Origin of the sequence: Rhizobium sp. 16-488-2b, assembly GCF_017741815.1 — a bacterium.
Lineage (GTDB): Bacteria > Pseudomonadota > Alphaproteobacteria > Rhizobiales > Rhizobiaceae > Rhizobium.
In genome coordinates this window covers 236,335-254,874 of the sequence record NZ_JAGHMF010000007.1, presented here as the reverse complement: position 1 = coordinate 254,874, position 18,540 = coordinate 236,335, and the positions used below count along the sequence as shown (strand labels likewise).

Sequence of the window (18,540 nt, the reverse complement as noted above, 5' to 3'; positions counted from 1 at the left end):
TCCTATGCGGAAAGAAATGCCCCCGCTATAAAGCGGCATGAGCAAAGACAACAAATCCGGGGGCACGTCCTCCGACGAAAAATCCGCCAAGGATACGCACTACGCCAACCTGCGTCGTGCGCATCGCGATAACAAGCGCGAACGCGGCGAAATTCCAACTCCCGGCTTCCAGAAGCGCAAGCGTGGCGGCGATGACTGGAAGCCGCCGGCGCTGGCGCCTGATCAGGTCCATCTCTATGGCCTGCATACGGTGCGCGCCGCGCTCGAGAATAAAGAGCGCAAGAAGATAAAGCTGTCGGTGACCCCGAACGCGCTGGCCCGCCTTGAGATCGATGTCGAGAAACTCGGCATACCGGTCGAGATGGTTTCGCCGCAGGATCTCGACAAGGTGCTCGGCCCCGATGCCATCCATCAGGGCGTGATGCTGGAAACGCGTCCCCTGCCCGTGCGCCGCCTCGAAGCGCTGAAGGACAGCCCGCTGATCCTGGTGCTCGACCAGGTGACCGATCCGCACAATGTCGGCGCCATCATGCGTTCGGCCGTCGCCTTCAATGCCGGCGCGCTGATCACGACGCAGCGCCACAGCCCGACCGAATCGGGCGTGCTCGCCAAATCCGCGTCCGGCGCGCTGGAACTCATCCCTTATATCCAGATCACCAATCTCGCCGATGCGCTCGGCGAACTGCACAAGCTCGGCTTCGTCACCATCGGCCTTGATTCGGAAGGCCCGGCTCCTCTCGAAGGCACCTTCTCCGGCGACAAGGTCGCGCTGGTGCTTGGCGCCGAGGGCAAGGGATTGCGCCAGAAGACGCGCGAGACCGTGAATGCGCTGGCGCGGCTCGATATGCCCGGCGAGATCAAGTCGCTCAACGTGTCGAACGCAGCGGCGATCGCGCTCTACGCGGCGCGCATTCATCTGAAGGGCTGACAGGCTCACGAACGGGCCACCATGCCGAAAGATGCCGCTGCTGATGCTCGACCGCCTCGGTTTTGACGTCAGCAGCGGTTATCATCCAGCAATGCTCCGACCAACAAGGAGAAGCATCCGACATGGCAGTTCGTCCCCTCATCATCGGCATTCTCTTCATCGGCATCCTCGTCGCCATCATTCTCAGCATCGGCTGGATCGACAAGACCCAACCCGTGCACCAGCCCGACCCACTCGCTCCCACAGCCCCTGGCACCAATCCCACCACGACAGCGCCGCCGCCGGCACAATAGCCGCGACGCCCGTTCCGGAACCCAATTGCCTTATTTGCGTTTCTTCCTCGTTCAAAAGGAGAAATCGCGTGCGAATAATGATCGCTGTCATCGCTCTCATGGTTGTTTCGGTTCTCAGCATCGCTGCCATGCCGTCTTCCGGCGATGGCATGGGCGAGAATGGCGGCCACCTGCAATCGACCGTTCGGCAGACAACGCCGAACTAACCATGTGAAACTGGCGCCCGACTACGGCCTGTTGAAATCACTAAGCGAAATCAAATCGTGGCCGATTTTTCTTTACAGAGCAGCAAAATCTGCTAATTGGCGGGCGTTGCCCTTGTAGCTCAGTTGGTAGAGCACCTGATTTGTAATCAGGGGGTCGCGGGTTCGAACCCTGCCGGGGGCACCACAATTCTTCGAAGGAATCGATTGTTGCCACACCGACGGGCCTCGGTAGACGAGATGCTCGCGTTGCAACATTTGGTTCCTATTGCCCTTGGTTTCCCAGGGTTCCCCTGCATTCACGGCTGATCCGTGCAACATGCCAAGAGGTTATTGAAATGGCTGAACTCACCCCGGCGCAGATCGCGGGACTTAAACTCGCCCGTGACGGCGATCTCTTTCCGCAGGCGGCCGGCAAGTGGACGCATGAGAACGCAACCGTGACCTATGCGAAAACGGACCGCTGGAAAGAGCGCCCGCAGAAGATCAAGACGGTCACCGCGAAGACGCTTGTGGATCTCTGCGAGCACGGCTTCCTGGAGCGCCGCAATCTCACCGACGATGGCACCACCGATACCTATGGCATCACCATGGGCGGAAAGATCTGGCTGCTTCAGAACAAGTAAGGCGCTGTCGCCAAGCCGACGGGCCACAGACGCGAGTCGACCAAGGCCCGCTTGAAGCAGATCACCAATAGCTTGATAAATGGGGGCGCCATGAAATTGGCGCCCTTCTGCACTCTACTCACCTATGCAGAGAGTAGTCCCGGCGAACAGCTGCGACCTTAAAATGCCTTGTCGTGCCAGCCCATTATCATTTAGCTAGGCGGACTTTATCAAAGGGCATTGCATGAGCGTATCCTTTCAGACCCTCTGTTTTCTGGCTTCCCCCACCGCCGAGGCGCTGGCGGCGCGCGACGAACTGATTCGCGTTTACGGGGATGTGCCCGCAAAGGATGCCGATGTGATCGTGGCACTCGGCGGTGACGGCTTCATGCTGCAGACGCTGCACAGCACGATGAACTCCGGCAGGCTCGTCTATGGAATGAACCGGGGCTCCGTCGGCTTTCTGATGAACGAGTACCGCACCGACGCGTTGCGCGAGCGGATCAATGCGGCCGTCGAGAACACGTTTCGGCCGCTGAGGATGACGACCACGAATGCGGATGGTACGAGCGATACCGCGCTTGCGATCAACGAGGTCTCGCTGTTTCGCCAATCCTACCAGGCCGCCAAGCTCAAGGTCGAAGTCGATGGCGTAGTCCGGCTTGAGGAACTGATCTGCGACGGGCTGATGGTGGCGACGCCGGCCGGTTCGACGGCTTACAATCTCTCGGCGCATGGGCCGATCCTGCCTCTGGACGCGCCGCTTTTGGCGATGACCCCGGTGAGCGCGTTTCGTCCTCGCCGCTGGCGTGGGGCGCTGTTGCCGAACAAGGTGACGGTGGACATTCATATTCTCGAATCGGAAAAGCGCCCGGTAAACGCGGTTGCCGATAACTCCGAGGTCAAATCGGTGCTGCATGTGCGCATTGCTCAATCCGAACACATGACGGCGCGCATCCTCTCCGACCCCGACCGCTCCTGGTCCGACCGTATTCTATCCGAGCAATTCGAGGATTGATGCGATGAAGCGTTTCGGACTGACAGCCTGCGCGCTGCTGATCGCCGCAATTCCGCTTGCCGCGCAGGCGACGGATGCCACGGATCCCATCTTGCCTGCGAGTATCACATTTGCCACGAGCACGGGTTACTGGGCCGACGACGGCGATACGCCGGCGGTGACGCGCCCACCGGTTGCCGCCACCCCGAACGCGCCAGCGACGGCAACGCCCGCCGCGCCAAGCCAACCCCGCCATGGCTATTACAAGCTGTTTGCGGTTCGTCAGGCCGATCGCACCGCCAAGGTCTATCTGCAGCAGATCGCGAAGACCGAGACCGGGCCCGAAATCGTCTCGACGGTCGAGGTTCAGGAGCTGAACGACCTCAATCCCTATGTGACAGATATCCGCCCTGAAAATTCGACCGGCCGGCTGAACGAGCCGGGGCTGTTCGCCATGGTCTATCTGAAGACCGATCCGGATGGAGATGCCGATAGCTGGACCGTCATTATCGATGAATTCGGCGATATCAGTGTCGAGAAGTCGGGACATTAAAGTCAGTCGCGCTTCGAAAGACGCACCGCCAGAATCAGAAAAGGCCCCTGCCGGGGCCTTTTTTATGTCATCTCACCGAGGTCGATCAGTCGACGTCGTCGACCACGGCATCCGCCTTGCCGCTGATGCGGTGGGCGAGCGCTGCTTCCATGAACTCGTCGAGCTCGCCATCCAGCACGTCGTCGGGCGCGGTGCTGGTAACGCCGGTGCGCAGGTCCTTGACCATCTGGTAGGGCTGCAGGACGTAGGAGCGGATCTGGTGGCCCCAGCCGATATCGGACTTGGAGGCCGCTTCCGCGTTGGCCGCGTCTTCACGCTTCTTCAGTTCCGCTTCATAGAGACGTGCGCGCAGCATGTCCCAGGCCTTGGCGCGGTTCTTGTGCTGCGAGCGTTCCTGCTGGCACTGCACCACGATGCCCGAGGGCATGTGGGTGATGCGAACCGCCGAGTCCGTCGTGTTGACGTGCTGACCACCCGCGCCCGAGGAGCGATAAGTGTCGATGCGGCAATCGCTTTCGTTGATATCGATCTGGATCGAGTCGTCGACGACGGGGTAGACCCAGATGGACGAGAACGAGGTGTGACGGCGCGCGTTGCTGTCATAGGGCGAGATGCGGACCAGGCGGTGAACGCCCGATTCGGTCTTCAGCCAGCCATAGGCGTTGTGGCCTTTGACGAGCAACGTCGCGGACTTGATGCCGGCTTCTTCGCCGTCGTGCACTTCGAGCAGCTCGACCTTGAACTTCGAGCGTTCGGCCCAGCGGGTATACATGCGCAAAAGCATGTTCGCCCAGTCCTGGCTTTCGGTGCCACCGGCGCCGGAGTGCACTTCGAGATAGGTGTCATTGCTGTCAGCTTCGCCAGACAACATCGCTTCGACCTGCTGGCGCGCGGCTTCGGCCTTGAGTGCCTTCAGCGCGTCTTCGGCTTCCTTGACGATGGCTTCGTCGCCCTCGTCCTCGCCCATCTCGATGAGCTCGATATTGTCTTTGATCTGCTGTTCGAAGCGGCGTACGCCGCTGATGCCGTCATCAAGCTGCTGGCGCTCGCGCATCAGCTTCTGTGCTTCGGTGGCATCGTTCCAGAGGTTCGGGTCCTCTGCCTTGTTGTTCAACCAGTCCAGTCGTCTTATCGCCTGGTCCCAGTCAAAGATGCCTCCTCAGCAGGGTGATAGCCTGCTTGGTTTCATCGACTACGTTCTGGATTTCCGCTCGCATTGTCCCGCTTCTTTTGCGTTGTCTTCAAAAGTCGTCCGTCAAATAGTTGTGGCGGCCGCGGATGTAAAGAGCCGCGACCGCCACGCTATCAGCCGAAAATGTCAGTAGAGACCGCCGGCGCCGGATTGAACCGCCTGGTTGGCCTGCGGCGAAGTCTTCAGGATTTCCTCCGGCGCCATGGTGTTGTCCATGCCGATGACGGAGTAGCTGTCGGCCGGGCCGGTGCCGGGCTTGAAGGCCTCGATGATGGTGTTCGGATCGCCCTGCGTCGCGGCCATGCCGGTCTTGCGATCGATCGGGATCAGGTTCATGCCGGCGGGGATGACGAACTTCGATACCGGCGTGTCCTTGACGGCCGCCTGCATGAACTCGTTGAAGACGGGAGCGGACAGCGAGCTGCCGGTGCCGCCGCGGCCCAGCGTCGATGGCGAATCGAAACCGATATAAAGACCGGCGACCAGATCCGGCGTGAAGCCGACGAACCAGGCGTCCTTTTCATCGTTGGTCGTGCCGGTCTTGCCGGCGACGTCGCGTTCGCCGAGCTGGACCTTGCCGGCGGCCGTGCCGCGCTGGATAACGCCCTGCATCATCGAGGTGATCTGGTAGGAGGTCATCGGGTCGAGAACGGTTTCGCGGTTATCCACCACGTTCGGCTCTTCCTGGTTCTGCCAGTCGCTGGCGTTGCAGGCCTCGCAGACGCGCTCCTCATGCTTGAATATGGTCTTGCCGTAGCGGTCCTGGATACGGTCGATGAGCGTCGGCTTGATCTGCTTGCCGCCGTTGGCGATGACCGAATAGGCCGAAACCATGCGCAGCACGGTCGTTTCGCCGGAGCCAAGCGACATGGCCAGTACAGGCATCATCTTGTCGTAGATGCCGAAGCGGTTGGCATATTCGGCAACGACGTTCATGCCGAGGTCGTTGGCCAGACGCACCGTCATGCGGTTGCGCGAGTGCTCGATGGCGAAGCGCAGCGTGTTGGCGCCACCGCCCTCGCCTTCGTAGTTATCAGGCGCCCAGACCTGGCCGTTGCCGACCTGGATTTCGAGCGGATCGTCGCTGACGACCGAGGCCGGCGTGTAGCCATTGTCCATCGCTGCTGCGTAAACGAAAGGCTTGAAGGACGAACCAGGCTGGCGCATCGCCTGCGTCGCACGGTTGAATTCCGACTGGGCATAGGAGAAGCCGCCGACCATGGCCAGCACGCGGCCGGTCTTCGGGTCCATGGCGACGAAACCACCGCCGACCTTGGGCGGCTGGCGCAGACGATAGGACGTGGAGCTGTCGCCGCCGAGACGCTCGACGAAGACGACGTCGCCCGGCTGCAGCACGCCCTGCGGCGACTTGGAGGTCTTGCCGCCGGTGGCCGAACGGAAGGCCCACTGCATGTTCTTGGCTTCAATGGTGCCGCGCTGGCGGTCAGAGCCGATCTTGCCCGCGCCATCCTTCTGCGGCTGCAGGCCGATGTCGACGCTGTCGCTGGCGACGGCGAGCACGACGGCGAGGTCCCACTCAGGAACGTCGGAGAGAGCCGGGATATCGGCGAGCGCCTTGCCCCAATCCGACGTCGTGTCGATCTGCTTGATCGGGCCGTGGAAGCCGCGGCGTTCATCATAGTTGATCAGGCCATCCTGCAGCGCCTTGCGCGCGAAGACCTGCAATTGCGGATCGAACGAGGTGCGAACCGAGAGGCCACCCTCATAGAGCATCTTCTCGCCGTACTGGTCGATCAGCTGGCGGCGGACGGCTTCGGCGAAGTAGCCGGATGCGAAGAGCGACGGACCGCTGGTGCGGCCGGTGACACCGAGCGGCTGCTTCTTGGCTTCGGCACCATCCGACTGGCTGACATAGCCATTCTCGACCATGCGGTCGATGACCCAGTTGCGGCGGGTAACCGCGGCCTCAGGATGACGGAACGGATGGTAGTTCGCCGGGCCCTTCGGCAGCGAGGCCAGATAGGCGGCATCGGCGATGGTCAGTTCGTTGACCGACTTGTTGAAATAGGTGAGTGCCGCGCTGGCGATACCGTAGGAGTTCAGGCCGAAGAAGATCTCGTTGAGATAGAGCTCGAGGATCTTGTCCTTGCTGTAGGCCTGCTCGATGCGGAAGGAGAGAATGGCTTCCTTGGCCTTGCGCTCCATGGTCTGTTCGCTCGACAGCAGGAAGTTCTTGGCGACCTGCTGCGTGATCGTGGAGCCACCCTGCGTCGGGCCACCGGTCAGATAAGCGACCACGGCGCGGCCGAAACCGGTGACGTCGATACCGGGATGCTGGTAGAAATTCTTGTCTTCGGCGGAGAGGAACGCGGCCTTGACGCGATCGGGAACAGCCTGGATGGGCAGGAACAGGCGGCGCTCCTTGGCGTACTCGGCCATCAGCGCGCCGTTGCCGGCGTGAACGCGTGTCGTCACCGGCGGCTCGTAGCTGCTCAGCACCGCGTAATCAGGAAGATCCTTCGTCACCGTCGCCAAATAAACGGCAACGGCCGCCGCTACGCCCAGGAACAGGACGCAAGCCGCTCCGAAGAAATATCCAAGAAGTCTGATCATATCTAAGCTACCGGTATCTCAATTGTCGATCGGCGCGCGCATAACAATCGCATGAACCGCGGCACTTTGCACGCTGCGCGAATTACTCCATGCCGGATGCGGCCACAAGCCAATTCCGTTTTGCACACGGAAACATAGCCGTGAGTAATGGCCTGAATGTGAGGAAAGTAGGGCTTTTGCCTGCAATTCCACACGCATACATGTTTACCCACGCAAGTGTCACATCTGAGCAACGGCCGCCTGTCAGCCGCCATTGGCGACCATGGATGCGTGGTAATGCTTCACCGCCTCAGTCAACAGGTCGCCCATCTTGGCGCGCCATGTGTCGTCGAGCAGCAGTTTCTCGTCTTCCTTATTCGAAAGAAAACCGAGTTCCAGCAGGATGGAGGGAACATCGGGCGCTTGCAGAACGCGGAAGCCGGCGTGGCGGTGCGGGTTGTTGATCGTCCCGACCTGGTCCTTGAAGGAGGCCAGCACGCTTTCGGCCATCGAGATCGAAAACGCCTGCGTCTCGCGGCGCGTCAGGTCGAGCAGGATGTCGGCCACTTCGGGCGGCTCGGTCGCGGCCGCCTTGCCGGCGATCTGGTCGGACAGGTTTTCGCGATCGGCGAGATCGGCGGCGAGCTTGTCTGACGCCTTGTCGGAGATGGTGTAGACGGTGGCGCCGCGAATATCCTTCTGGCGCAACGTATCGGCATGCATGGAGACGAAGAGTGCCGCGTGGTTCTGCCGCGCGATCTGTACGCGCTCGGACAGCGACAGAAACGAATCATCCTTGCGGGTCAGGAAGGCCTTGATGCCGGGCTCGCGGTTCAACCGGTCCGCGAGCGTCTTGGCGAATGCCAGCGTGACGTCCTTTTCCTGGGTCTTCGTGTCGACACCGATCGCGCCGGTATCGATGCCGCCATGGCCGGCGTCGACGGCGACGATGAAGTCACCGGCTGCAGGTTTTTCCGGCGCCGGTATCGCGCTGGTTGTCTGCGCGGCCTCAGGCTCGTTCCAGGATTGGGCCTTCACCAATTCTGCGAAAGTCGCCTTGTCGGTCATCTCGGCTTCGAGGACGAGCCGCTGGCCCTTGCCGTTTTCATCGGCCTGAACCCTCGCCATGCCGATGCGAACGGGCTTTGTCGCCGTCAGCACGATACGGGCGCTGTCGCCGTCCATCGTGCCGTAGCGGATATCCTTGAAAAGGCCCCTCGCCTCGAGATCCTTGGCGGGAAAGCCGAAAGCGGTTGCCGGAAGATCGACGACGACGCGTTCCGGATTGGCGATGTAGTGGATGGAGAAGCTCGGAGGGCGATCGAAATCGATGACGATGCGGGTCCTGGCATCGTCACCGACGATACGTGCGCCATAGGCCAGCAGGCGCTCTTCGCCGGCCGCGGTCGCCACCGAATGACCGACCAACGGAACGGCCACCGCCATCACCGCTGCAAGCAACCAAGCCCTGAAGTTTTTCGTCCGCAAGCCGGATTTCACCGTTGCGCGCCGCGTCTCGCTATACAACCGACTGTCATGCCCCAATTGTCATCAATGCCGGATCCCGCGATACACGCGATTGCGACCGAGAACAATTGTCACTGTCGCCGCGCCGGAATCACCTCGTCCACCGCTATTTTTTATGATGCTGCAAATCCATCAATATTATGGCACATTTGGCTTTTCCCTTGCTATTGTGACGGAGAAAACATACAAGCAATTTTAGGGTAGAAGCACTGACGGGATAGAGTCGCCGACAAGGCAGCCAACCGCAAAGGACCTGGCGCCACAACCGGCAATCGTCCGCCGTCTTACATGCTTCCACTCGACAATGGATCCTGATTTTTCCGGAGTATGCGGAAACTTCATCGGTGGATTGCCACCAACCGCTCTTTAAAGAGAGAGCAAACTCATCGGGCCTGAATAAGGTCTTTGTTTTGTCGATCTCGCTTGGTCTTTTATGGTGTCGCAGCAGGTTTTATCTAAAGTCTACAGACCCCGGGAAAAGAGTTTCCCCGCTGCTGTCTGGCTGCTGCCTTCCACACCGAACCAATCGCGACTTTCACTATCCGGCGCTGCTATGACGGTCCGCACTCCCCTTGTCTTATCGACTGCGGAGACTGCCGACGATGGACCGCGCCGAGGAGCTCAGCTTACATGGCAGACAAAATGCTTATCGACGCGTCTCACGAGGAAGAGACGCGCGTCGTTGTCGTTCGCGGAAACCGCATAGAAGAATTTGACTTCGAGTCTGAACACAAGAAGCAAATTCGCGGCAACATCTACCTCGCAAAGGTAACGAGGGTCGAGCCTTCGCTGCAGGCTGCTTTCGTCGATTACGGCGGCAACCGGCACGGCTTCCTGGCCTTCGCCGAAATCCATCCCGATTATTACCAGATCCCGCTTGCCGACCGTCAGGCCCTGTTGCGCGCCGAAGCCGAAGAGCATCGCCGCGACGACGACGTCGAGCATGTTGATACGGCACGGATCGACCCTGCGACCCAGGAACAACCCGATGTCGGCATCGTTGCCAAGGACGAGGCTGATGCGCCTGTCGAAGCCGCTGCAGAGGTCGTAGAGACCGTCGAAGCTGCAGAGGTTGTCGAAGCCGTCGAGGAAGCGCCTGCAAAGAAGGCAGCCAAGCCCCGCCGGAGCCGTAAGAAGGTCGTTCCCGCCGCTGACGAAGCGACCGTGGAAGGCGATGCCGCGGCATCGTCCGACGACGAAGGTTCCACCGGCGGCGAGATGGCCGCCATGGTCGAGACCGACACGATTTCCGAAGACGTCGATGCGCGCCGCCGCGGTGACGACGAGGATGACGACGATCATGATCACGAAGAAGAAGTGATCGAGAACGTCGGCGCCGAAGACGCCATGGAAGAAGTTCCCGATCGCGTGCAGCGCAAGCCGCGCAAGCAGTACCGCATCCAGGAAGTCATCAAGCGTCGCCAGATCCTGCTCGTTCAGGTCGCCAAGGAAGAACGTGGCAACAAGGGCGCCGCCCTGACCACCTACCTATCGCTTGCCGGCCGTTATTCGGTTCTGATGCCGAACACCGCACGTGGCGGTGGCATCTCCCGCAAGATCACCAGCCCTCAGGACCGCAAGCGCCTGAAGGAAATCGCCAAGATGCTCGAAGTGCCGCAGGGCATGGGCGTCATCCTGCGCACCGCCGGCGCCAACCGCACCAAGGTCGAGGTCAAGCGCGACTTCGAATACCTGATGCGTCTTTGGGAAAACGTCCGTACGCTGACGCTCGCATCGACCGCGCCTTGCCTCGTCTACGAGGAAGGCTCGCTCATCAAGCGTTCGATCCGCGACCTCTACAACAAGGATATCGGCGAGATCATCGTCTCCGGCGAAGAAGGCTATCGTGAAGCGAAAGACTTCATGAAGATGCTGATGCCGAGCCACGCCAAGGTGGTCCAGCCTTACCGCGACATTCACCCGATCTACTCGCGCTCCGGCATCGAAGCCCAGCTCGACCGTATGCTGCAGCCGCAGGTGACGCTGAAGTCGGGTGGCTACCTGATCATCAACCAGACCGAAGCGCTGGTTTCGATCGACGTCAACTCCGGTCGTTCGACCCGCGAGCACTCGATCGAAGACACGGCTCTGCAGACCAACCTCGAGGCCGCCGACGAAGTCGCTCGTCAGCTGCGCCTGCGCGACCTGGCCGGCCTTGTCGTCATCGACTTCATCGACATGGAAGAAAAGCGCAACAACCGCGCTGTCGAGAAGAAGCTGAAGGATTGCCTGAAGAACGATCGCGCCCGCATCCAGGTCGGCCGCATCTCGCACTTCGGCCTGCTCGAAATGTCGCGCCAGCGCATTCGCGCATCGGTTCTCGAATCGACGACGCAGGTCTGCTCGCATTGCGGCGGCACCGGTCACGTTCGCTCGCAGTCTTCCGTTGCCCTGCACGTGTTGCGCGGTATCGAAGAATATCTGCTCAAGAACACGACCCACGACATCACGGTTCGCACGACGCCGGAGATCGCTCTTTATATCCTCAACCACAAGCGTCAGACGATCGTTGACTATGAAGCCCGCTTCGGCGTCGCCATCATCATCGATGCCGATGGCGCCGTTGGCGCGCAGCATTTCGCGATCGATCGCGGCGAAGCCGTCGAGAACCCGGTCAAGATCGAGACGCTCTTCAACTTCGCGGCGATCCCCGAAGACGACGACGATGACGTCGTTATCGAGATCGACGAGGAAGAAGACGAAGAACTGGAAGAAAAACAGGCGTCGGAACGTCCGGCCGCTGCTGCCCGTGCAGAGGGCGAAGGTGATGGACGCAAGCGCAAGCGTCGCCGTCGTCGTCGCGGCCGTAACGGCAATGGCGAGCAGCAGGCATCCGACGAGAACGGTGCCGAACAGGCTGGCGACGAGGATGGTAGTGACGAGGACGGCGACGACGCCGAAACCACGTCCGCTGCCGGCTCCGAAGAACGCGCCGAAGGCGATGACGCACAGCGCCGCAAGCGCCGCCGTCGCGGCAAGCGCGGCGGTCGCCGCAACCGCGAGGAAGGTGCCGAAGGCGCAGAAGGCGACGACGTTGCAGAAGCCGATGGCGATGTTGCCGCAAGCGCGGAAGCAGTTGAGACCGCGGACGAAGCCGCAGTCGCAACCGAAGACGGCGCGCCGGTAGACGTTGTCGTGGAAGCTGCCGCAGCAGAAGCTGTCGAAGCCTCCTCGGCCATGGCAGCCGTCGAAGCCGGCGCCACCGTAACGGAAGACGTAAAGCCGAAGCGCGCTCGTCGCAGCCGCAAGGCCTCGCCGGTCGAAGAGCCTGTCGTGGAAGCAGAAGTGGCACCTGCCGCTGAAGCAGCACCGGTTGCCGAGGCAGCTCCTGCCGCCGAGCCGGAAGTCGCTGAAGCGTCCGCCGATCTGGCAGCGCCCGCTGAAGAGGAAGCAAAGCCCGTTCGCGCCAATCGCGGCGCAAACGTTGCCTCCTCCGAACCGACCGTCAAGTCATCCACCACGGAAGCGACTGATGGCGACGGCAAGCCAAAGAAGGCCGGCTGGTGGCAGCGCCGCGGTTTTTTCTGAGACTGATTTTCGGACGTAAATGATTGAAATCCGGCTGCGGTGACGCAGCCGGATTTTTTCGTTCAGGGGGTATGTGGTGTTGAATACGGGATGCATCAGATAACTCCGGTTGCCGAGCTTCGATGTCGGCCTTGCGGCCAAGACAGGAGAGCGCGTTATACTCGCGTTGGGAAGCTTAGGCGCTCTGACGCACCGACGCGCGGTCCCTTCCCTGCCAGCTACCATCGCTTACGCGGCGCACAGTTTCCTTGACATGCTCGGGTTGCCCGGAGCCAGATCTGACCCCAGCCAAAGGCTGCAACCGGTTTAGCTACAGGCAGATAAACAAACAGCGAGATCGGCTTCCGGCCGGATCTCGCTGAGGCAAACTTGATGATTGCTATAAAGCGCGTCAGCCGCGCAAGGCTGGCCACGACCCGTGCATTCACAACGCAGGCCGTGGCTCCAAATCAATCGCGCTCGGAGATAACCGTCGCGTGCGGGTATTCGCCGTAGAAGCCGCGCCAGTTGGCGATCGCGAAGCCGAAGACGACGAGTGCGCCGCCCTGGTGCAGCAGGCCCCAGTCGAGCGGGACTTCCAGCAGCAAGGTGGCGATGCCGATCGAGGCCTGGATGGTGACGAGGCCGAACATGACGATGGCACGGCGTGCGTGGGTCGTTGCGGGTGCTGCGCGCAGCAGCATGATCATGTTGATCAGCGTCACGGCAAACAGCGTGTAGGCGCCGACGCGGTGGATGAACTGCACCGTCTTCGGGTTTTCGAAGAAATTGATCCATGCGGGCTGCTGGATCAGCAGATCGGAGGGCACGATGGCGCCGTCCATCAGCGGCCATGTGTTGTATGTGAAGCCGGCGTCGAGACCGGCGACCAGAGCGCCGAGGTAGATCTGGAACAAGGTCAGCGCGGCGATCACGCAGGCCCATACACGTGCGCTTTTGGTCGGCGCTGCGTCTTCGGAATGCGGCGAGAGCGCACGCATGATCCACATGCAGGATGCGAAGATCAGACAGGCGGTGATCAGATGCGTCGCCAGGCGATACTGGCTGACATCGGTGCGCGCGGTCAGTCCCGAAGACACCATCCACCAGCCGATGGCGCCCTGGAAGCCGCCGAGCGCCAGAATGCCGACGAGAGGCCAGCGCAGGCGGCGCTCGATCCTGCCGGTTGCCCAGAAGTAGAGGAGCGGCAGCGCGAAGATCACGCCGATGCCGCGGGCGATAAGGCGGTGCGCCCATTCCCACCAGAAGATGCCCTTGAACTCATCGACGGTCATGTCGCTGTTGATCTGCTGGAATTCGGGAATGCGCTGATAGAGCTTGAATTCTTCTTCCCATTCCGTCGCGTTCAGCGGCGGGATAACGCCGTGGATCGGTTTCCACTCGGTGATCGACAGGCCGGAATTGGTCAGGCGCGTCGCGCCGCCAACAATCACCAGACAGAACAGCGCGAGAAGGACGATGCCGAGCCAAATTCGTATGGCCTTGCGATTATCATCCTGCTTGCGCACCTGGCGCAGAATTTCCTGTTCAGTCGTGAGATCAGCGACGGCCATGGACGGACTCCTTCGTTCCGACAGTTGATTTGCCTTAGCCACTGATGCAAAACAAGTCCGAACATTTGCGGCATGCCGTCGCGGTGGCCTGCCTGCACATCCCATACCGGAATTCACCAGATGCCTGTCCGCCTTCGCAAGTTCATCGGCACCATCCTCATCGTCGTCCTCGTTCTGGTCTATGCGCTGGTTGCCAATACGATCGCGGTTGCGACGCTCGGCAATGCGCCTTGGTGGGGCCACCTGCTCTATTTCTCGCTGACGGGACTGCTCTGGGTGTTGCCGGCGATGGTCATCATCAAGTGGATGGCCGGCCCGAAGCAGCAATAGGCATTAATCCCGGACTAACCGTGATTGACGGAAAAGCCAGCGGCTCGGCGCGCGTAAAGGAAATGGATGCGCTGCCGCGCTATTTTCCCGGGCAGTATCTTTTCCCGGAGAACGCCCGTGCAAACGCAGAAGCTTCCATTGGAATCCGCGCCGCGTGACATCGCCGCAGACGCCGATGCCGGATTGGCGAAGCTCAGGGAGATCAATGCGCGGCTGTCCTTCGATGCGATCGAGATCGACATTATCGATACCATCGAGGCTATCGAGCCCGAATGGCGCGCGCTGGAGCGCGACAATCTGAACTCCCTGCACCAGGGCTATGACTGGTGCGCCTCCTGGATGAAGGCCTATGGCAATCCAGCCGCCATCATCCGTGGTCGGTCGGGAATGCGAACCGTCTTCATCCTCCCCGTCGAGATCGTCCACTCGCGCGGCGTGCGTGTCGCCAAGTTCATCGGCGCCGACCATAGCAACATCAATACCGGTCTATTTGCCGCCGATTTCTCGGATGCCTCGGAGGCACTCGATGCGCACGACCTTGCCGCGCGCATCTCCGGCGCGCTCAAGGGCAAAGCCGATCTCCTGCTCCTACAGAACATTCCCCTGACATGGCGCGGTCGCCGCAATCCGCTCGCGCTGCTGCCGATGGTGCAGAATCAGAACCACGCCTACCAGTTGCCGCTTTTCGACACGATGGAAGCGACGCTGAAGCAGTTGAACGCCAAGAGCCGGCGGAAGAAGTTCCGGGTGCAGTCGAAGCGGCTGGAGGAACTCGGCGGCTTCGATTATGTCCACGGCACGGATGCCAAGAGCCAGCACGCACTTCTCGATCAGTTCTTCCGGCTGAAAGGCGAACGCTTCAAGGCGATGGGACTGCCCGATGTTTTCGCGGACGCCGAGACGAAGGCCTTTCTTCATGGCGCGATCCGCGATGCCCAGAACGAGCTGTCAGGTCTCGAAATGCATGCGATCCAGCTGAAGGGCGAGCATGCCGGTCACGTGGCGGCTGTCGCCGGCATCTCACGCAAGGGTGATCATGTGATCTGCCAGTTCAGCGCGATCGACGAGAGCATCGGCGCTGAAGCCAGCCCCGGCGAGTTTCTGTTCTGGCAGATGATATCGGGCCTGCACGGCAAGGGCGTCAGCATGTTCGATTTCGGCCTGGGGGACCAGGGCTACAAGCGCTCCTGGGCGCCTGTCGAGACGGATCATTATGACGTGGTCCTACCCCTCACCGCTCGCGGCATGGTCGCCGGCGCGGCGCACCGGCTCGTCACCCGCGCCAAGGCGTACGTCAAATCGCAGCAGCGGCTCTATCGCGCCGCCCAGCGCCTGCGCCGGTTCGCCGGCGTCTGATCAGGCCGCCTGCTGGGCGACCGTCGCATTGCCATCCGTATTGCCGCCGGACATCAGCACGACGCGCTCGTAGCCCGCCTCTTCGAAGCTGGTCATGGCGGCCACGAACTCTTCCTCGACGATCTCGGGCATGGAGAGGATGATCTCGACCGTTTTGCTCTGCGTGAGCTTGGAGACGCCGGCCACATCGGCAGCGCCGGATTCGACCAGCACCAGATCATAGGCGGAGGACAGGGCGTCGAGCAGCAGCGAGAGGCGATCGGCTCCGCGCATGGCGCGACGCATGTCGCTGGTACCCTGCGGAATGAAGTGGGCATCGGAGAGGTAATCACCATGGATTGTGTCGCCAAAGGCCGCCTCTCCGCACAGAAGGTCGGTGACGCCAGGCAGCGAACGGCCCTGCGCCATCAGTTCCGTTGGGTGACCGGAACCGGTCATGTCGACGAGCACGACACGCGAGCCCGCCGACGCAAGCGTGCGCGCAAGGGCAACGGTGGCGGCCGATCCATTGTCACCGGTCGGTGAGATGGCGATCGCCAGCGGCGCGCGGCTGCCGATGAGGTAATGCGCGACGGAAGCGATGGAGAACTCGTTCTCCTCCTCCGGGACGCGTTCCTCGGCGACCTCGTCTTGCTGTTCTTCTTGCTCCTCGTGCTGGACGGCGAGCATGCTCGATGCCGGTGTGCGTGCCGGCGGCGCAGCAACGACGACGACGTCGACTGTTTCCTGCTCGACGCGCTCTTCGACCTCTGTGCCCGATGTCGGGCGCAGCGCGCGGCCGCTGAAGAGTTCGGCCAGCATGATCGCGATCGAGGTCATGATGAAGGTCGCAAGTGCTGCGACGACAACGATCGGGACGACCTTGGGGAAGTAGGGATCGACCGGCTGTACAGCGGTCGAGACGATGCGGGCGTCAGCGGGGCTGGAATTCTTGTCGGCGCGCGATGCGGCCTCGCGGAAGCGCGACAGGTAGGTTTCGAGCAATTGACGCTGGGCGGCTGCTTCGCGCTCAAGCGCGTTCAGGCCAACCTCATCCTCGCCGGCCTGGGCGCTATTGGCCTTGACCGTGTTGGACTGCTGCTCAAGTTCCTGCTCGCGAAGGGTCGCGACCTTTGCCTCGTTTTCGATGCTCGCCAGGATCTTCTGGGTTTCCTGACGGATCTGCGTCTTGATGTCGGCGAGCTGGGCGCGGAGGCTCTTCAGGCGCGGATGGTTGTTGAGGAGCGACGTCTGAAGGTCCGAGATCTGGGACTGCAGGCCGGATTCCGTTCCCTTCAGTCGCTGGATCGACTGCGACGACATAATGTCCTGCAGCGTATCGGATGCCTCGCCCGACGACAGCGCATTGCGCACGGACTGCGCCCGCGCCTCGGCATTCGCCCTCTCGCCGCGGACACGCGTGAGTTCGGCGGAGACATCGTTCAGCTGCTGCGTCTGGAAATTGCCGCCGCCATTGGTTGGCAGCAGGCCGTGGGCGGCGCGATATTCGGCAACCTTCTGCTCGGCGTCGCTCACCTTGGTGCGGAGGTTCTCGATTTCAGGTTCCAGCCAACGCGTGGCTTCCGAGTTGGAATCGAGCTTGGCGCCGCTTTGCTTGGCGAGATAAGCGGCGGCCATGGCATTCGGGATCGTTGCGGCGAGCGCCGGATCCTTGGAGGTGAAGGTGATGCCGATGACGCGGGAACCGGGGACCTGATAGACCTGCAGGCGCTCTACGAAGGCGTCGATGACGCGCTCTTCCGGCGGGTTGGCGAGCGGGCTCTTCTTCAAATGCAGCGCGATCAGAATGTCGCCGAGCGCGGAGCTGTTGGCGGCCGCGTCGAACTCAGGAAGATCGTAGAGCTTCTGGCTGCTGATGACCTGCTTGATCAGATCGGCCGACTGCAGGAGCTGCACCTGGCTGGAGATGTTCAGTTCGTCGAGGAGCTGGCCCGCATTCGCATCCGTTGCCTGCGCGGTGGCGAAGGCCGGCGCGCGCGGCTCGATCAGGATGCGGGTCTCGCTGCGATACTTCGGTGAGATCATCTTGGCGCCGGCAAAGGCCACCCCTGCCCCGAGCAAGGTGATCGCCACGACCTTGAGCCGACGGGCCCAGACGCCGCGAACCAGCTGGGCAAGATCGATATCGACATCCTGATTACCCGTCACGCCGGACATGCTCGTACTCCAAGAACAAAGGTGCCGCGAGGGTAAATGACTATAGTAACTCAAGGGTTAATGCTTGCCGGTGCAGTGTGAGCTGCCTTCAGCAGTTCAAGAAAGAGCGAATTTGACTGCGGTCTTTACCGGTCATTAACCCTAACGGATCGATAACGGGGCAAGAGTTTCGTTTCCTGTGAGAAGCAGATGCCCGTCGCACAGCCCAAGTTTCTGATGGCCTTGAGCCTCGCCGCCATGACAGCAGTCTTGGGCGGCTGCAACAGCTATCAGCCCGCGCCGCGCGCATTCAACCAGGCAACGATCCAGCCATACTCGCTGGATAGCGGCGACCGGCTTCGCATTACCGTGTTCGATCAGCCTAGCATGACCAATACCTACACGATCGACCAGGCCGGCTACATCGCCTTCCCGCTTGTCGGCCAGGTGCCGGCGCGTGGCCGCACGTTGCAGCAGCTCTCCGGCCAGATCGCGCAGAAGCTGAAGCAGGGCTACCTCCGTGACCCCGACGTCACCATCGATGTCGATCGCTATCGCTCGATCTTCATCATGGGTGAAGTCGGTCAACCCGGGCAATACGCCTATGTTCCCGGCATGACCGCACAGAACGCGATCGCCGTTGCCGGGGGCTTCACGCCGCGCGCCAACCAGAGCGCCGTCGATGTGACCAGAAAGATCAACGGCCAGGTGATGACCGGGCGCGTCAACATCTCGTCCGCCATCATTGCCGGCGATACGCTCTATGTCCGCGAACGGTTGTTCTGA

15 protein-coding genes and 1 tRNA gene are annotated in these 18,540 nt (G+C 61.4%); 11 read left to right on the top strand and 5 right to left on the bottom strand.

The annotated features are described in order from the left end of the window. Nucleotides 1-37: 37 nt before the first annotated feature. The 7 genes from rlmB (at nt 38) to J5286_RS07410 (ending at nt 3,579) form a co-directional block, all read left to right on the top strand. Entirely contained in the window at nt 38-928 is an 891-nt protein-coding gene (gene rlmB / locus J5286_RS07440; protein WP_112980209.1) for a 23S rRNA (guanosine(2251)-2'-O)-methyltransferase RlmB, read from the top strand. 122 nt (nt 929-1,050) lie between these two features. Then, on the top strand, nt 1,051-1,221 hold the full coding sequence (locus J5286_RS07435) for a hypothetical protein (protein ID WP_018898654.1): 171 nt from the start codon (nt 1,051-1,053) through the stop codon (nt 1,219-1,221). Nucleotides 1,222-1,289: 68 nt separating this feature from the next. Then, nucleotides 1,290-1,427, top strand: coding sequence for a hypothetical protein (locus tag J5286_RS07430; protein WP_181459189.1), 138 nt, complete (start codon nt 1,290-1,292; stop codon nt 1,425-1,427). Nucleotides 1,428-1,535: 108 nt separating this feature from the next. Continuing rightward, nucleotides 1,536-1,611: transfer RNA gene (locus tag J5286_RS07425), tRNA-Thr, on the top strand. Nucleotides 1,612-1,762: 151 nt separating this feature from the next. Further along, nucleotides 1,763-2,050 carry a hypothetical protein gene (locus tag J5286_RS07420; protein ID WP_047513133.1) on the top strand — a complete coding sequence of 96 codons (288 nt, stop codon included), beginning with the start codon at nt 1,763-1,765 and terminating at the stop codon, nt 2,048-2,050. Between the two features lie 223 nt (nt 2,051-2,273). Further along, a complete protein-coding gene (locus J5286_RS07415) occupies nt 2,274-3,047 on the top strand; it encodes an NAD kinase (protein WP_209189824.1) in 774 nt (257 codons plus the stop codon). A gap of 4 nt (nt 3,048-3,051) precedes the next feature. Further along, nucleotides 3,052-3,579, top strand: a complete 528-nt coding sequence (locus J5286_RS07410; protein ID WP_209189823.1) for a hypothetical protein — start codon at nt 3,052-3,054, stop codon at nt 3,577-3,579. A gap of 85 nt (nt 3,580-3,664) precedes the next feature. Here the strand turns inward: J5286_RS07410 and prfB are convergent. The 3 genes from prfB to J5286_RS07395 all read right to left on the bottom strand — a co-directional run bounded on the left by prfB (nt 3,665) and on the right by J5286_RS07395 (nt 8,770). After that, a protein-coding gene (gene prfB, locus J5286_RS07405; protein ID WP_111561177.1) for a peptide chain release factor 2 occupies nt 3,665-4,796 on the bottom strand; the annotation gives its coding sequence in 2 pieces (ribosomal slippage) (nt 3,665-4,726 and nt 4,728-4,796; 1,131 coding nt in all). A 101-nt stretch (nt 4,797-4,897) separates the two neighbouring features. Continuing rightward, a complete protein-coding gene (locus J5286_RS07400) occupies nt 4,898-7,345 on the bottom strand; it encodes a penicillin-binding protein 1A (protein WP_111561176.1) in 2,448 nt (815 codons plus the stop codon). Nucleotides 7,346-7,588: 243 nt separating this feature from the next. Then, on the bottom strand, nt 7,589-8,770 hold the full coding sequence (locus J5286_RS07395) for an N-acetylmuramoyl-L-alanine amidase (RefSeq protein ID WP_209189961.1): 1,182 nt from the start codon (nt 8,768-8,770) through the stop codon (nt 7,589-7,591). Nucleotides 8,771-9,481: 711 nt separating this feature from the next. Between J5286_RS07395 and J5286_RS07390 the strand changes: the two genes are divergently transcribed. After that, nucleotides 9,482-12,379, top strand: coding sequence for an Rne/Rng family ribonuclease (locus J5286_RS07390; RefSeq protein ID WP_209189822.1), 2,898 nt, complete (start codon nt 9,482-9,484; stop codon nt 12,377-12,379). Nucleotides 12,380-12,828: 449 nt separating this feature from the next. Here the strand turns inward: J5286_RS07390 and J5286_RS07385 are convergent, their stop codons facing one another. Next, nucleotides 12,829-13,932 (bottom strand): COX15/CtaA family protein, encoded by a 1,104-nt coding sequence (locus J5286_RS07385; protein ID WP_209189821.1) that lies wholly within the window; start codon nt 13,930-13,932, stop codon nt 12,829-12,831. Nucleotides 13,933-14,052: 120 nt separating this feature from the next. On the opposite strand from J5286_RS07385, the gene J5286_RS07380 reads away from it, so the two are divergent. Both J5286_RS07380 and J5286_RS07375 read left to right on the top strand, forming a co-directional pair. Then, nucleotides 14,053-14,262, top strand: a complete 210-nt coding sequence (locus tag J5286_RS07380; protein ID WP_018898664.1) for a DUF2842 domain-containing protein — start codon at nt 14,053-14,055, stop codon at nt 14,260-14,262. A gap of 117 nt (nt 14,263-14,379) precedes the next feature. Next, nucleotides 14,380-15,618 carry a GNAT family N-acetyltransferase gene (locus J5286_RS07375; RefSeq protein ID WP_209189820.1) on the top strand — a complete coding sequence of 413 codons (1,239 nt, stop codon included), beginning with the start codon at nt 14,380-14,382 and terminating at the stop codon, nt 15,616-15,618. Here the strand turns inward: J5286_RS07375 and J5286_RS07370 are convergent, their stop codons facing one another. After that, on the bottom strand, nt 15,619-17,775 hold the full coding sequence (locus tag J5286_RS07370) for a GumC family protein (RefSeq protein WP_209189819.1): 2,157 nt from the start codon (nt 17,773-17,775) through the stop codon (nt 15,619-15,621). 189 nt (nt 17,776-17,964) lie between these two features. On the opposite strand from J5286_RS07370, the gene J5286_RS07365 reads away from it, so the two are divergent. Beyond that, entirely contained in the window at nt 17,965-18,540 is a 576-nt protein-coding gene (locus J5286_RS07365) for a polysaccharide biosynthesis/export family protein (RefSeq protein ID WP_018898667.1), read from the top strand.